Raw genomic sequence first — 15,183 nt, forward strand, 5'->3', positions numbered from 1 at the left:
GCCCGGCGGCCGGCTTCGGGAGGACACCATGCGCAGACGCAGATCCCTTCGCGGCGCGATAGCGGCCGGCGTCGCCGTCACGGCGGCGCTGGCCGCGGCCACGACGACCACCGCGAGCGCCGCCGGACCCGGCCCGGCGGCCCCGCCGGGCCCCCGGCCCGTCGACCGGGTGGAGTACTTCACCGGTCCGGGCGGCCATCCGCTGCACACCACCGTCCCCGCCGCGGAGCCGCTCTCCCCGGCGGAGCGGTCGACGATCGCCGCCGACGGCGACGTCACCTCGATCGTCCGCAACGGCCCCGTGGGCAGCAAACTCGACATCGTCTTCATCGGCGACGGCTACACCGCCGCGCAGCAGGGCGACTTCCACGCGGACGTCCGCGCCAAGTGGGCGAAGATCGCCGCGGTCCAGCCCTATGCCTCGTACACGAACCTCTTCAACGTCTGGGCCGTCGACGCCGTCTCCCGGCAGTCCGGCGTCTCCGGCGACCCGGTGCAGAGCGTGGTCAAGGACACCGCCCTCGGCTCCAACTTCTTCTGCGGCGGCACCGAGCGGCTGCTGTGTGTGAACACCCGCAAGGTCGAGTCGTACGCGGCCAAGGCCCCGGCCGCCGATCTGGTCGTGGTGCTCTCCAACTCCACCAAGTACGGGGGCGCGGGCTACAACGACGTCAGCTCCCAGGTCGGCTACGACGGCATCGCCACCGCGTCCTCCGACCATCCGCAGTCCGACCAGATCGCCGTCCACGAGACGGGCCACTCGCTGGGGAAGCTCGCCGACGAGTACGACTACGGGCAGCCGGGCACGTACACCGGCCCCGAGCCCGCCCAGGCCAACATCAGCAAGCTCACGGCCGGTCCGATGGGCGCGCAGCGCAAGAAGTGGTACCGCTGGCTCGGCCAGACCTCCCCGGACGGCGGGACGGTCGGCGCGTACGAGGGCGGCGGCTACTACCAGCACGGGCTCTACCGCCCGACCGAGAACTCGATCATGCGGACGCTCGGCCGGCAGTTCAACCTGCCCGGCCGTGAGGCGATGATCGCGGGCTTCCACCGCCATGCGTCCGTACTGAGCAGCACCACGCCGACCGGCCGGCCGCTGGCCCGCACGGACCGCGTCACCGTCCAGGCCCCGGCCTCCGCGCCCGTGCGCTGGTACGTCGACGGCCGCGAGGCCCGGTCCGCGCGCGGCGCGGCGACGGTCGCGCCGCGCACGCTCGGCGTGCCCGCCGACGGCCGCCCGCACACCGTGACGGCCCGCGCCGCCGACCGTACGGACGCGGTCCGCGACCCGGCGCTGCGTGCGCTGCTCACAGGGTCGCTGACCTGGCAGGTCGTCGGCTAGGTCCCGTGGTCGGGGCCTAGGAGGCGGTCCCGGACGCTGCGGTCGTCTCCGGCGCGGCGCTCTCGCCGGCGGCGCGGGCGCATACGTCCAGCAGGCCGCCGTCGGCGTACGCGCGGGTGAGCCGGTCGAAGCCCCGGTCGAGGACGTCGTGGACGTCCTCGCGGACGCGGGCGGCCGGCTCGCCCGCCGCGAGCTCGCCGTGCAGGACCTCGAAGGCGGTGGTGCCGACCGAGACGACGAACGCCGCGAAGATCGCCAGTTCCTGGCGGTGCACGGGGTCCGCGCCCGCCGCGCCCGCCCGCTCGACGAGGTGTTCGGTCAGCAGCACCTTGCGCTGCTCCAGGAGCGGCAGGAAGCTGCGGCGCAGCGCGGCGCTCGGCAGCAGGATGCGGGCGAAGACGCGGCTCCGCTCGACCCACTGGTCGGACAGGACGAGCTCGAAGGAGTCGAGGTAGAAGTCCCGCAGCTGGGCGAGGAGTTCGGCGCCGGCGGGGGCGTCCGCGACGGCGCCGGGGAGCTTGGCGATGAACTCCTGCCTGCGGCTGAAGAAGATGTCCTCCTTCGACGCGAAGTGCGTGAAGACGGTGGCGGGGGCCACGTCGGCCTCGGCGGCGATCCGGGTGAGGGTGACGGAGTCGAAGCCCTGCTCGGCGAAGAGCCGGAAGGCGGCGTCGTAGATGGCGCAGCGGGTGCGCTCCCGCTTGCGGGGGCGGATCCCGGTCGCGGTCCCTGTCCCGGTTCCCGTCCCGCGCGCGGTCCTGGCGTCCGGGTCGGGGTCGGCTACGGCGGTGGGCGTGTGCTCCGTCATGGGTCCAGGGTAGCCCGCCCCTGAAAGAAAAATATAGGTGCTACATTTTTAGAGCTGCTCTAGTTCGGTTGGAGCAGCATCACCCAGCACCACTTGGAGCCCCCGCCATGTCAACCGCGTCCGCCCCGTCCGTCACGAGTACCGACAACGGTCGCCCGCCCGCCCAGAAGCGGCTGCCGACCACGGCGATCCTCGTCATCGCGTGTGCGGCGCAGTTCATGGTCATCCTCGATGTGTCGATCGTGAACGTCGCCCTCCCCTCGATGCGGGACACCCTGCACCTGGCCCCCGCCGGCCAGCAGTGGATCGTCAACGCCTACACCCTCGGCTTCGCCGGCCTGCTGCTGCTCGGCGGCCGCGCCGCCGACCTCGTCGGCACGAAGAAGGCGCTGCTCACCGGGCTCGGCGTGTTCACCCTCGCCTCGCTCGTCTGCGGCCTCGCCAGCAGCGGCGGGGCGCTGATCGCCGCCCGCGCGGCGCAGGGCGTCGGCGGCGCGGTCCTCGCGCCCGCCACCCTCACCCTGATCATGACGACGTTCACCGAGCCCCGGGCCCGTACCCGTGCCATGGGCGCCTGGAGCGCCGTCATGGCGGCCGGCGGCGCGACGGGCGCGGTCATCGGCGGCATCCTCACCGAGTACGCGGGCTGGCGCTGGGTCTTCTTCGTCAACGTGCCGCTAGGCGTCGCCCTGATCGCCGCCGCCGTCGCGTACGTACCGGCCGCCGCCGGCATCCGGGGCGGCCTCCGCCGCCTCGACATACCCGGCGCCGTCTCCGTCACCGCCGGCCTGACCGCACTGGTCTACGGCATCATCTCGACCGAGAGCCACGACTGGAGCGCCCCCGAGGTCTGGGCCTCGCTCGGCGGGGCCGTGCTCCTGCTCGCCGCCTTCGTCCTCATCGAGTCGAAGGTCGCCCACCCGCTGGTGCCGCTCGCGATCCTGCGCCGCCGCACCCTGGCCACCTCCAACATCGTGGTGCTGCTCATGGGCGCCGCCATGTTCTCGATGTGGTTCCTGCTCTCCCTCTACCACCAGCAGGTCCTCGGCTTCAGCGCGATCCAGGCCGGGCTCAGCTTCCTGCCCGGCTCCCTCTCGGTCATCGTGGGCGCGCAGCTCGCCACCCGGCTCCTCGGCCGTACGGGGCCGCGCCCGCTGCTGGTCGGCGGCATGCTGGTGAGCACCGCCGGGTTCGCCTGGCTGTCGTTCATCGGCGCGCACGGCAGCTACGCCACGGACGTGCTGGTGCCGCTGATGCTCTGCGCGTTCGGCATGGGCCTGTCGATGATGCCCGCGACGGTCGCCGCGACCACCGGCACCGCCCGCGCCGAGGCGGGCCTGGCCTCCGGCCTCGTCAACACCTCGCGTCAGGTGGGCGGCGCGATCGGCCTCGCCGTCCTCGCCACCATCGCGTCCCACGCGACCGCCTCGCACCTGGTGTCCCACCCGCACGACGCCGCGTCCGCCCTGACCGCCGGATACGGGCGCGCCCTGCTGGTGGCCGCCGCGTTCACCGCGTGCGCGGCCGTCGGCAGCCTGCTGCTGCCGGGCCGCAAGGAGAACCACCCGGCGGTGTAGCGCGGAAGAAGGCTCCCCGGCGCCGTCGCCCGCGCCGGGGAGCCTTCTCGTGTCGCGATGCCTACAGCGCGGTGATCATTCCTCCGTCGCACCGGTACGTCGAGCCGGTGAGGTAGCCCGCCCGGTCCGAGCACAGGAACGCCGCCAACTCACCCATGTCCTCGGGCGTTCCGTACCGCCCGGCCGGGATGAGGCCCTCCGTGTGCGCCCGGACCTCGTCGGCGGTGACGCCCCGGTCACCGGCCCGCGCGGCGTCGACCGCCCGCACGCGCGGGGTGTCGATACGGCCGGGGACGATCGAGTTCACGGTGATCCCGTCGCCCGCGAGGTCGTTGGCCAGCAACTTCAGATACGCGTTCACGGCGGACCGGACGACCGAGGAGACGGCGAGTTCGCCGATGGGCGAGACGACCGAGCTGGAGGAGACGTACAGCAGCCTGCCCCACCGGTTCTCGCGCATGGCCCCGACGACGGATTCGACCACCTGCCGCAAGGACAGGAACATCGAGCTGTACGCCTGGGAGAAATCGTCCGCCGTGGCGGCGGTGACGCGCCCCGGCCGGTACCCCGGCCCGTTGAGCACGGCGATGTCGAAGCTCTTCCCGCACCGCCCGAGGGCGTCCGGGACGTCCTCCGGCCGGGAGAGGTCGAGGCCGATCCCGGAGACGGCGGGGGCGCCGGCCGGCGGCGTGATGTCCGCCGCCGCCTTGCCGGCCCGCTCCGCGTCGCGGCCGGCGACGGTCACCGCCGCGCCCCGCGCGGCGAGGCTCCGCGCGATCCCCAGCCCGATGCCCGAGGTCCCGCCCAGTACCAAGGCGGTCTTGTTACGCACTGACCTTCTCCTTTCGATTCGCGGCAGTGGTGAAGACGTGCAGGGCCAGCAGCACGGCCGCGAACCCGAGGAAGATCAGCACGATGGTGGTGAAGCCGGTGATGACCACGCTGTCGAACGCCAGCAGCAGCAGTCCGGTGAAGAACATCTTGATGGCGCCCTGGACCGCGCTCGCCGCGCCGCGGGACTTCTCCACCATCGTCATGCTCAGGGTCAGCGTGAGCGGGGCCACCACACCGCAGGTGAAGCCCAGCGCCACCGAGAACACGCCGATCTTCCACAGACTGCTGTCGAGGTCCGCGAAGACCGAGACCACGAATATCACCAAGTAGGCCACGAGGCCCCGGAGATAGGTGTCCTTGGGCGTCCAGCCGATCCAGCTGTTGAAGAAGGACCCGCAGATGATGGAGACTGAATAGAGGATGTAGAAGAGGCTGTTGCCCAGCGGGCTGACGCTCAGCGCGTCAAATGCGAAGGGAGCCGTCGCGTAGAACGCGATGGTGAAGGAGAAGATCAGCGCCGAAGCGATGCTGTACGACGTGAAGTTGAGGTTCTTGAGAACGCTCGTGTACGCCTCCACCTTGCCCGTCTTCCCCTGACCGCCCGCCGGCGCCGGATGGGTCTCCGGCATCAGCGAGGCGATCATGACCAGCCCGGCGACCACGGCCAGCGCGAACAGCAGGAACTGCATGTGCCAGCCGAAATGGACGCCGATGAAACTGCCGATCAGCGGGGCCAGCGACGGCGAGAGCTGGCTCGCCATCGAAAAATAGGAGAACGCCTTGCGCAGCTTTCCGGGCTCCTGCAAGGTGTCCACGATCAATGCTCGGGATATCACGGTGCACGATGCTGTGCCCAGGGCAGTCAGCACGCGGGAGATGTCCAGCACGACGATATTGTGGGCGAGATAGCCCAGGAGCAGACCCACTGCGGCGACGCCGAGTCCCGACGTCAGGGCTATCTTGCGGCCCTTGGCGTCGGAGAGACTCCCGTAGAAGAACTGGGCCAGGCCGAGCACGATCATGTAGAACACGATGAGGTTCTTCATGGTGCCCTGCCCGACGTCCAGATCCTTCTGGATGGTCGGGAGAGACGGGTTGAAAAAATCCACTGCCATCAGACCGATGACAACACTGAAAAAAGCGAAGCAAAGTACGCGCACTTCGTTGCTCGTAAACTTCGCACCAGACATCTCCGCCGCCTACCTCTGTGTTATTTCTGTGGTGCGCACCTCAGCACCGTCCTGAACGGGCCGAGTCATGCATGGTTTTCACTCTTCGACCGCGCGAAGGACCTCAGGTTCTCCTGGTACGACCGCGCTGGAGTGGCGGCGTCGCGGTCGACGGCTATGTGCAGTACCTGGACGCCGCCGTCGCCCTTGATCTTCTGGGCGACGGTGTCCAGCTCGTCGAGCGTGTTCACCCGGAACCCCTCCGCCCCGAGGGACTCGGCGAACTTCACCCAGTCGTGGTCCGGGAGCACGCTCAGCTCCGCGAGGTTCTCCTTGTTGTTCATATGGGTCGCGCCGTAGGCGGAGTTGTCGAATATCGCGAAGACGATGTTCCGGCGGTACCGCACGGCGGTCTGTATCTCCGCGCCGCTCATGAGGGCGCAGCCGTCCCCCGTGATGACGAGGCACGGTTCCTCGCGGGCGAAGGAGACGCCGATCGCCGCGCCGAACGCCCAGCCCATCACGCCCATGGTGGTGCTGGAGTAGAAACCGGCGTCGATCCGCGTCTTCCAGTAGTGCGTGGCGAAGGACCGGTGGTTTCCCGAATCCGCTATGCAGGCACGGTCGCCCAGCCACTTGTTCAGGCACTCCACCGCGCGGCCGGGGTGCATCGCGCCCGGGTCCTCGTCGGGGAGCGGCACGTACAGCGGAATGCGCCGCGTACGTTCTCCGAGCTCCGCGTTCCAGGGGAATTTCGCCCCGGCGTCCTTTCCGTACCCCTTGCCGTACCCCGTCAGCGAGTCCTCCCAGTGGCGCAGGAACAGCAGCTCGTCGCAGAGCAGCGTCCGGGAGCCCGGGGAGAAGTTGCCGATGTCCTCGACCGCCGACGTCACCTCGATGACGTTCTTGGCCCGGGAGAGCCGGGCGTCGTACGCGTTGGTGTTCCACTGCGTGGGCCGGCACCCCAGCAGCAGCACCGTTTCCGGGGCCTGTTCGGTGAAGAGCTCGATGGCCCGCAGATTCCCGGAGTACCCGAACACGCCGACACTGTTCGGGTGGCTCTCGGTGAAAGCGCCCTTGGCGTCCACGGTGCAGCCGACGAGGATGTCGTGGGATTCGGACAGCCGGGTCAGCAGCTGCCGCACATCCTTCTTGTTGGCGTGCGAACCGACCAGCACGGCGACGCTCGCGGAGGAATTGACCGTGGCGAGCACGCTCTGGAGTTCCTGTTCGTCGCACTGGACGCGTGAGGACGACAGCGACCGCATGCTGATGGCGGATTCCGCCGTGTCCGCCGTGAGCACATCCGCGGCATAGGACAGATACACCGGCCGGGTGGGGCACTCGACCAGTTTCCTCAGCGTGATGTTCCAGTACCGGATCGGGTGGCGCGCGCTGCGCACCTGGAGCGCCGAGCTGGTGATGGGCGTCAGCATCGCCGCGACGTCGAGGCCCGTGGGCGTCACGTCCTGGAGGGCGTCGTGGGCGTCGAACCCCCGCGGCACGTGGCCCGACAGCAGCGTTACGGGCGAGCGGTCGGCGTCCGCGTTGACCAGGCCCGCCACGGCGTTGGCCACGCCCGGACCGTCCAGCGCGATGGCCACGCCGGTGCCCTCCGACGCCCTGGCGTAGCCGTCGGCCATCGCCGCGGCCCCGCCCTCGGCGGCGGCGATCACCGGCGAGATCCGGGGGTGGCCGGCCGGGTCCGCCGCCCGGTAGTTCGACATGAACGCGTTGATCATCTTCCCCGGGACCATGAAGAAGGCCGAAACCCCCTCGTCCCAGAGGGAATCCAGGATCACCCGTGACACGTTCGGCATCAGCGGGATTCCTGTTCCACGATGTCGGCCAGGCCGCGGTACCCGATGCCGTCGGTGAAGACGGTCCTGCCGCACGATTCCTCGATCAGTTCGCGCGAGATGTTGGGCAGGTCGGCGAAGAAGTTGTTCGCCTTGTGGTTGGTGAAATCGGAGATGTGCAGCTTCTCCGTCAGCCGGGCCCGCAGATACCGCAGATAGTCCTGGGTCACCGCGCCGCCGACGGAGAAGGTCCACTGCAGGGCGAGGCGCTCGACATCGCTCTCCACCTGCGGCTGGGTGCCGCGGTGCACCGCGCGGTAGTCGAATATCACCAGGTCCCCGGCCTTGTTCCGCACGGTGTTCCGCTCCGTGTACGCGTGATGGCTCACGAGGTCCTCACGCTCCTCGCGGGAGCGCAGCGGGCTGGACTGGACGATGTCCATGCCGCCGCCCCGGACGGGGTCGTTGTCCTGGAGATAGATGTTGAACATCAGGATCGCGGGGAAGTCGCCGGGCTTGTTGACGGGCACCGACAGCATGCGGTCGTCGATATGCCAGTTGACCACCAGCCCCTTGCGGATGGTGAAGTTCGGGTACAGCAGCAGGGACCCGACCTTGTTGTTGAGGTCGGCCACCATCTCGTAGAACTTCTCGGAGAAGAGCGCTTCCTTGAGCTCGGGGCTCCGCAGGAACAGGCTCGGCGGCATCGTCCCGCCGACGCCGTTCGAGAGGATCTCCTCGGACACGTGCCGAAGGCTCCGCACGGTCTCGGGGTCGAGGTAGTTCTCGATGACGCAGTAGCCCTCTTCGGCGAGCTGATCGAAGTGCGCGGCCTCGAATACCATTTCTGATCCTTCCTCGGATGTCTGCGACTACGCTGCTTCGACGGGGTGTTCCAGCACGCCGACGCCGGCGACCTCGGCGCGCACGGTGTCACCGGGCTTGATCACCGCGGCGCCGGGCGTGCCGGTGGCGATGACGGTTCCGGCCGGAAGCGTGCGGCCCGCGGAGAAGTACTCCAGGATCTTCGCCGGGTCGTGCTTCATATTGCTCGCGGTGTTGCGCGCGACGACCTCGTCATTGAGGTAGGTGGTGATGCAGATGTCCGCCAGGTCCTTGCTCTGCTCCTGATCCCGCAGCACCAGACTCGGGCCGATGCTGGCGAAGGTGTCGAAGCCCTTGCTCCACGGGATGTAGCGGAGGTTCTCGCGGATGGCGTCCTCGGCCGTCATATCGATGACGGTGGTGAACCCGAGAATGTAGTCGAAGGCGTATTCCGCGGAGACGTTCTTGGCGTCCTTGCCCAGCACGATCCCCAGCTCCGCCTCGGCGGTGACGCGGTTGGACTGCGCGGGGACCTTGATGGCGTCGCCGTTGGCGATCACGCAGCTGTACGGACGCAGATACGAGCCCGGAAACACGGGCTGGGTCGCCTCCAGGTCCTTGGCATGGGCGACGAAGTTGAGCCCGACGCCCCAGATCTGCGGAATGGACGACAGGAGCAGGGAGTCCCGGAGGGAGACCTTCCCGATGTCGATGCTCTCGCGGCCGGCGGCGCGCTGTTCGCGGAACGCGTCGGACAGCCGCCGCATCTTCTGCGCCGCGATGAGCTGGGCGACATCGATCGGCAGCGTCTCGTTCAAGGAGTCCGCCAACTGGCGCACCGAAGCCTTGTAGCCGTCGTGGTCCTCCAGGACGATGTCCTGCTGCCGGTCGACGACGTGCGGGTAGACCTTGACGTTCACATTCCTACTCCGTCTCCATGAAGGACTTCGCGATGGCTTCGATATCGGTGCGGACGAGATCCTGCTGATAGGCCAGCGGCTTCACCGCGTCCATCAGCGTGGTCCGGCTGATCGAGTACTTCTCGGCCATGTCGGAGATGGCGGGGAAGTTCTTGGAGTGCAGCCCGTACAGCGCGCCGAGCACCTGGAGTTCACGGTCGGTCTTGAGGGTCTCCAGCCGGGATACGCAGTACTCGCTGGTGTAGGCGAGGGCGTCCGTGTTGTAGATCCGTTTGTTCTCGCGCAGTTCCAGCGCGGCGGCCATCTGCTCCAGCACGGCATTGCCGGCGTCCCGGCCGAGCCCGGCCAGCGTGCAGTCGACGATGGACGCGCCGTTCTCCGCGGCGGCCATGGAGTTGGCGTTGGCCAGCCCCAGGTTGTTGTGGCCGTGGAAGCCCAGCGGCGTCCGCAGCCGGCGCGACGCCGTGCCGAAGAGCTCCGCCGTGCGCTCGGGCAGGAACTGCCCCACTGAATCGACGAAGTACAGGCCGTCGAGGTCGCAGGAGTTCTCGATCCGGCGGCCGATCTCCACGGCCTCCTCGGTATCGCACACATGCGACTTCATCAGGTTCACGAAGACCGTCAGGCCGAGTTCCTTGGCGCGCTCGACGTAGTCGAAGACCAGCTCGTACGCCTTCATATCGGCCCCGATGCGGGTGAATTTCATCCCCGCGTCGGCCAGCGGCTCCAGATCCTCCACGGAAGCGACCGCGGCCTGCGCGAACATGCCCCAGCCGGCGTCCGCGGGAAGAAACCGGGCGGCGAGGTCGCACCACTCGCGATCGGAGATATTCGACTCGGCGATCGTATTTCCCTTGATGCCGAGCCCGTGCCCGACCTCGATCCATTCCAGCCCCGAGGAGCTGACGGCCGCGAGAATGGTCTCGATCGTCTGCATGTCGAACTGAAAATTAACGGAGTAGGCGCCGTCCCGTACCGTGCAGTCCATGATGGTATGCCGGGGCGGCTGTGGGAGCAGGGGAGTGCGTTGCTTGTTCACTGGCATGACTTTCCTCCTGTTGATTTCCCCTTGATGACGTATGGCGCGCATCGTGCAGGTGTTGAACAGGGGTGACGCAGTGGAGCAGGCAGCGGAGAACGACCTCTGCGGCGGGTTGGAAATTCACAGGCGGGCGACATTGACAGCCTGATTCCGGCAGGCCGATGCCGAGGCCGGATCGAAATGAAATGCTCCTCGAATGCGACTAAATGTGACATCGCGCAGGATGACTACATCGATTGCGAGGACGAGAAAGAGAGTCGGCCATAGGTCTCGGCGACCTTTACCGACCCGAACGCTGATTCAGCGAGGACAGAGCCCATGGCAAGACTCCGGTGCAGGGCTTGCGGCATGCTCACAGCAGTCTTCCCCCGACTGTCATGGTGCTGATGAAGCGCGCGGACCGTGCCGGCCGGCCGCGTTCGGCCAACCTCGATGCATACTGAATCAAGGTGCCCGTGTACCTCGCAACTGCTTTCAGGTTTCTTGAGGCGTTCTTTACGCGACGTGTCACGCCCAGGACGCTGCGCGTCGGCGGGAGTTCACCGAGCGAGCCGACCGCCGACGTGCGTTCCGATCCGCTCCAGTACCCCAAACCCCAACTGTCTAAGGCCAGTTGAGGTGCACGTTCGGAGCGAATAGTTGTGACCCACGTCGCAATGAACGCATCAGAATGTGCCTTACGGGCAATAGTCCTCGCGAGTCCGGAGCCCGCGATCGAGTCCTCCGCGCGCTATCTGTCCGATGTCGCCGGAATCACCAAGTCCGCCCCGCAGAGGGGCATTTCACATGAGCGGCGGGATTGCGCACTGCTGGTCCGTGATGCCCCATCCGAGAAGACTGATGCCCTGTCAAACTATCGGGTTACGTCATTCACACCGGTTCGATTTTCAACAGGGTGCGGATTCCCGTTGATTTGGCCCGCGAAGCATCTTCGCGGCAGATGATTTCCGATACGGGGTGACGGGCGGCCGGGCGGTCGAGCGGCCGGGCGGCCGGGACCCCGGGCCCATCGCGGAGCTGTACGCCGAGCGGGGCGGCGGGAGGCCGGACTGCCCGGAGGCCGAGCGCGGGCGCGCGACCACCGCCATCACCGCCACCACGTGTACGAGGACAGCCTCGCCGTCGCCCACGCATTCGATGCGGGAAAGGTCCAGGGAGGCCACTGAGGCCACTGAGGCATCCATGAAGTACCGCACCACAGCAGGCCGTTGACGGGTTCAGTCGGCCCGGTCGCCGCGTCGTCTCGCCGGTTCCCGACCCGAGCGGAGCGGGCCGGTACGGTACCCGCCCGTCGGCTGATGCGTGGGGCAAGATGAGGCCATGGGGACCTTCGGTGGAGACGGTCGGCTGCTGGCCGGGCGTTACCGGCTCGGGGAGCGGCTCGGGCGGGGCGGTATGGGGACGGTCTGGCGGGCCACCGATGAGCTGCTCGGGCGTGAGGTCGCGGTGAAGGAACTGCACCTGACCGACGCGCTGTCCGCCGCCCAGGCGGACGAGCAGCGGCAGCGGACGCTGCGGGAGGCCCGTACGGTCGCGCAGCTCAAGCATCCGAACGTGATCGTCCTGCACGACGTGGTCGAGGAGGACGGGCGGCCGTGGATCGTCATGGAGCTCGTCGACGGCCGGTCGCTGGCCGACGCGCTCGCCGCGGACGGGCCCGTCGGGGCGCGCGAGGCGGCGCGGATCGGGGTGGCGATGCTGGGCGCGCTGCGCGCCGCGCACGCGCAGGGGGTGCTGCACCGCGACATCAAACCCCCCAATGTGCTGATGGAATCCGGCACCGGCCGCATCGTGTTGACGGACTTCGGCATCGCGCAGGTCTCCGGAGTCACCACGATCACGGAGACGGGCGCCTTCGTGGGGTCGCCCGAGTACACCGCCCCCGAGCGGATGTCCGGCCGTACGACCGGGCCGGAGTCCGACCTGTGGTCGCTCGGCGTGCTGCTGTGCGCGGCGCTCAGCGGCGAATCGCCGTTCCGGCGCGACTCGTTGGGCGGAATCCTGCACGCCGTGGTCTATGACGAGATCCGGCCGCCCGTCGCCGCGGGCGAGCTGCTGCCCGTCGTGCGGGGCCTGTTGGAGCGGGACCCGGCGCGAAGAATGGGGGCGGAGGAGGCGGAGGGGCGGCTGAGCGCGTATCTGCGTACGGGCCGGATGCCGGTGCTCGGACGCCCGTACGCGCCGACCCAGGCCGGCGTGCCCGTCCCCGTCGCGCCGTCCGCCGTCGCGTCCTCCTCCGCCGTCACCCGCATCCGCCGGTCCTTCCCGCGCCCGCCGGCGTCCCAGGACGCGCTGTCGCCGGAGGCGGCGCAGGCGGCGCGCGCGAACCGGGCCCGGACCGCGCTGCTGGCCGCCGTCGCGGTCGTCGCGCTGGCGGGGGTGGGCGCGGGGTTCGCCGCGCTGATCCTCGGCGGCGGCGAGGGCGGCGGGCACGGGAGCACGTCTGGCACCCCCACCCCCTCGGGCAGCGCCACGACGCGCCCCTCCGAACGGTCCACGGACGACCGTACGTCCCCGGCCTCCCGGCCCGTCCCGAAGCCGCCCGCCTCGGAGCTCGCGCCGGGCCCGTCCGCGCGCATCACCGTCCCCGTCGGCTACCACCTGGTGCGCGACCCGGCCGGCTTCGCCCTCGCCGTCCCCGACGGCTTCACCCGCTCCTTCGAGCCGCCGCGCGTCTTCTACTACGCGCCGGGCAAGACGTTCCGCCTCGGCGTCCACATCCAGGACCAGCGCCCGGACGGCCCGATGGGCGCGACGCGCGCCTCGCACGCGCAGGGCGCGGCCCACTATCCGGGCTACCGCTCGGCCCGCGTCGAGCGGCTCTCGCGCGCCGGACGCCCGGCCGCGCTGTGGGAGTTCACCTGGAACGGCTTCGGCGAGGACGCGGGCCCCCGCCACACCCGCGACCTCACGTGGAACGAGGGCGGCAAGATGTACGACGTGTGGGTCTCCTCCCCGGCCGGCGAGGCCGCCGCGGGCCGCCGCCACTTCGACGCCGCGCTCGACACGTTCGTACGGACCGAGCCGAAGTCGGCGCCCTGAACCGTCGCGCCCCGTCTGACCTGCACATACACCCATCCACGCCAGTGAACGCTGGCGCAGTTGTGTGTGACCGGTGAAAACTGGCTACTGGCGGGTACCCAAAGCGCCCGCCCCGTCATACGCTCGCCGCATGACGGACTCGCAGGGCAGCCCACAGGACCGTTCGATCCCGGCCGGCGGCAACCCCGTCGCCGCCCCCGGCGCGCGTACCGCCGCCGACGTGGTCACCCCCGACCTCGTCGCCCGCCTGACCCGCGGCGTCATCGGCAGCGGCACCACCGCCAACCACACCCCCTTCACCGGGGAGAAGCTCGCCGACCTGCCCGAGGCCACCCCCGACGACGTCGCCGAGGCGTTCGCGCGGGCCCGCGAGGCGCAGCGCGGCTGGGCGGCCACGCCCGTACAGCGCCGCGCCGCGATCCTCCTGCGCTTCCACGACCTCGTGCTGCGCCGCCAGTCCGAGGTCCTGGACCTCATCCAGCTGGAGACCGGCAAGACGCGGCTGCACGCGCACGAGGAGGTGCAGGGCGTCGCCGTGGCCTCCCGCCACTACGGCCGCCGCGCCCACGCCTATCTGCGGCCCAAGGCGCACACCGGGGTCGTCCCGACGCTGACCAAGGTCACCGAACTGCGCCAGCCGCGCGGCGTCATCGGCCAGATAGCCCCCTGGAACTACCCGCTCGAACTCTCCGTCAGCGACGCCCTCCCCGCCTTCGTCGCGGGCAACGCCGTCGTCATGAAGCCCGACACCGAGACGGCGCTCACCGCCCTGTGGGCCCGCGACCTCCTCATCGAGGCCGGGCTGCCGGCCGCCGTCTGGCAGGTCGTCCTCGGCGAGGGCCCCGTCGTCGGCCCCGCCGTCGTCGCCCACGCCGACTACGTCTCCTTCACCGGCTCCACCCGTACGGGCCGCGAGGTCGCCCAGGGCGCCGCCGCCCGCCTCGTCGGCGCGTCCCTCGAACTCGGCGGCAAGAACGCCATGCTGGTCCTCGACGACGCCGACGTCGACAAGGCCGCCGCGGGCGCGGTCCGCGGCTGCTTCTCCTCCGCCGGGCAGCTGTGCATCTCCATCGAGCGGCTGTACGTCCACGACTCCGTGGCCGACGCGTTCCTGGACCGCTTCGCCGCCCGCACGAAGGCGATGCGGCTCGGCGCGGCCCTCGCCTACGGCGCGGACATGGGATCGCTGGTGAGCGAGCGGCAGTTGGAGACCGTCAGCCGGCACGTGGAGGAGGCCGTCGCCAAGGGCGCCCGGCTCGTCGCGGGCGGCCGGGCCCGCCCCGACGTCGGCCCGCTCTTCTACGAGCCGACGATCCTCGACGGCGTCGAGCCCCCCATGTCCGTGTGCACGGAGGAGACCTTCGGGCCCGTCGTCTCCGTCTACCGCTTCACCGACGAGCAGGAGGCGGTGGAGCGCGCCAACGGCACGCCGTACGGGCTCAACGCCAGCGTCTGGTCCAAGGACGGCCGCCGCGGCCGGGCCGTCGCCGCCCGGCTGCGGGCCGGGACGGTCAACGTCAACGAGGCGTACGCCGCCGCGTACGGCAGCGTCCAGTCGCCGATGGGCGGCATGGGCGACTCCGGGCTCGGCCGCCGCCACGGCTCCGAGGGCATCCTCAAGTACACGGAGGCGCAGACCGTCGCCCAGCAGCGGATCATGCCGCTGGCCCCCGCCTTCGGCCTCGACGACGAGAAGTACGCGCGGCTGATGACCCGCAGCCTGCGCGTGATGAAGGCGCTCCGCCTCCGCTGACCGACCGCACGGCCCGGGCCGACCGCCCGCACGGCCCGGGCCGGTCCGCCAACCCCACCGATCTCAAGG

11 protein-coding genes are annotated in these 15,183 nt (G+C 69.8%); 4 read left to right on the forward strand and 7 right to left on the reverse strand.

Translation table 11 applies throughout. The features are described from left to right. Positions 1-28 precede the first annotated feature (28 nt). Complete coding sequence (locus tag AB0I49_RS10025) at positions 29-1,345, forward strand: M64 family metallopeptidase (protein WP_363226352.1); 1,317 nt, start codon at positions 29-31, stop codon at positions 1,343-1,345. Between the two features lie 16 nt (positions 1,346-1,361). On the opposite strand, the gene AB0I49_RS10030 is transcribed toward AB0I49_RS10025, so the two are convergent. Continuing rightward, a complete protein-coding gene (locus tag AB0I49_RS10030; protein ID WP_363226353.1) occupies positions 1,362-2,153 on the reverse strand; it encodes a helix-turn-helix domain-containing protein in 792 nt (263 codons plus the stop codon). Between the two features lie 107 nt (positions 2,154-2,260). Between AB0I49_RS10030 and AB0I49_RS10035 the strand changes: the two genes are divergently transcribed. Beyond that, positions 2,261-3,730 carry an MFS transporter gene (locus AB0I49_RS10035; RefSeq protein WP_363226354.1) on the forward strand — a complete coding sequence of 490 codons (1,470 nt, stop codon included), beginning with the start codon at positions 2,261-2,263 and terminating at the stop codon, positions 3,728-3,730. Positions 3,731-3,791: 61 nt separating this feature from the next. Here AB0I49_RS10035 and AB0I49_RS10040 read toward each other — a convergent pair whose 3' ends face one another. The 6 genes from AB0I49_RS10040 to AB0I49_RS10065 form a co-directional block, all read right to left on the reverse strand. Beyond that, on the reverse strand, positions 3,792-4,562 hold the full coding sequence (locus tag AB0I49_RS10040; RefSeq protein ID WP_363226355.1) for an SDR family oxidoreductase: 771 nt from the start codon (positions 4,560-4,562) through the stop codon (positions 3,792-3,794). Further along, positions 4,555-5,754 carry an MFS transporter gene (locus AB0I49_RS10045; protein WP_363226356.1) on the reverse strand — a complete coding sequence of 400 codons (1,200 nt, stop codon included), beginning with the start codon at positions 5,752-5,754 and terminating at the stop codon, positions 4,555-4,557. The genes AB0I49_RS10040 and AB0I49_RS10045 overlap by 8 nt, the downstream gene beginning before the upstream one ends. A gap of 65 nt (positions 5,755-5,819) precedes the next feature. Further along, the gene (locus AB0I49_RS10050; RefSeq protein WP_363226357.1) at positions 5,820-7,553 is read right to left on the reverse strand and encodes a thiamine pyrophosphate-dependent enzyme; all 1,734 of its coding nucleotides are present in this window, start codon (positions 7,551-7,553) and stop codon (positions 5,820-5,822) included. Beyond that, on the reverse strand, positions 7,553-8,377 hold the full coding sequence (locus tag AB0I49_RS10055; RefSeq protein WP_363226358.1) for a phytanoyl-CoA dioxygenase family protein: 825 nt from the start codon (positions 8,375-8,377) through the stop codon (positions 7,553-7,555). The genes AB0I49_RS10050 and AB0I49_RS10055 overlap by 1 nt, the downstream gene beginning before the upstream one ends. 27 nt (positions 8,378-8,404) lie before the next feature. After that, the gene (locus tag AB0I49_RS10060; protein ID WP_363226359.1) at positions 8,405-9,277 is read right to left on the reverse strand and encodes a fumarylacetoacetate hydrolase family protein; all 873 of its coding nucleotides are present in this window, start codon (positions 9,275-9,277) and stop codon (positions 8,405-8,407) included. Between the two features lie 4 nt (positions 9,278-9,281). Then, entirely contained in the window at positions 9,282-10,322 is a 1,041-nt protein-coding gene (locus AB0I49_RS10065) for a hypothetical protein (protein ID WP_363226361.1), read from the reverse strand. A 1,317-nt stretch (positions 10,323-11,639) separates the two neighbouring features. Here AB0I49_RS10065 and AB0I49_RS10070 point away from each other — a divergent pair. Then, the gene (locus AB0I49_RS10070) at positions 11,640-13,361 is read left to right on the forward strand and encodes a serine/threonine-protein kinase (RefSeq protein WP_363226362.1); all 1,722 of its coding nucleotides are present in this window, start codon (positions 11,640-11,642) and stop codon (positions 13,359-13,361) included. A 130-nt stretch (positions 13,362-13,491) separates the two neighbouring features. After that, positions 13,492-15,114 (forward strand): succinic semialdehyde dehydrogenase, encoded by a 1,623-nt coding sequence (locus AB0I49_RS10075; RefSeq protein ID WP_363226363.1) that lies wholly within the window; start codon positions 13,492-13,494, stop codon positions 15,112-15,114. Positions 15,115-15,183 lie beyond the last annotated feature (69 nt).

The sequence above is a fragment of the Streptomyces sp. NPDC050617 genome (genome assembly GCF_040654795.1).
Taxonomy (GTDB): Bacteria; Actinomycetota; Actinomycetes; order Streptomycetales; family Streptomycetaceae; genus Streptomyces.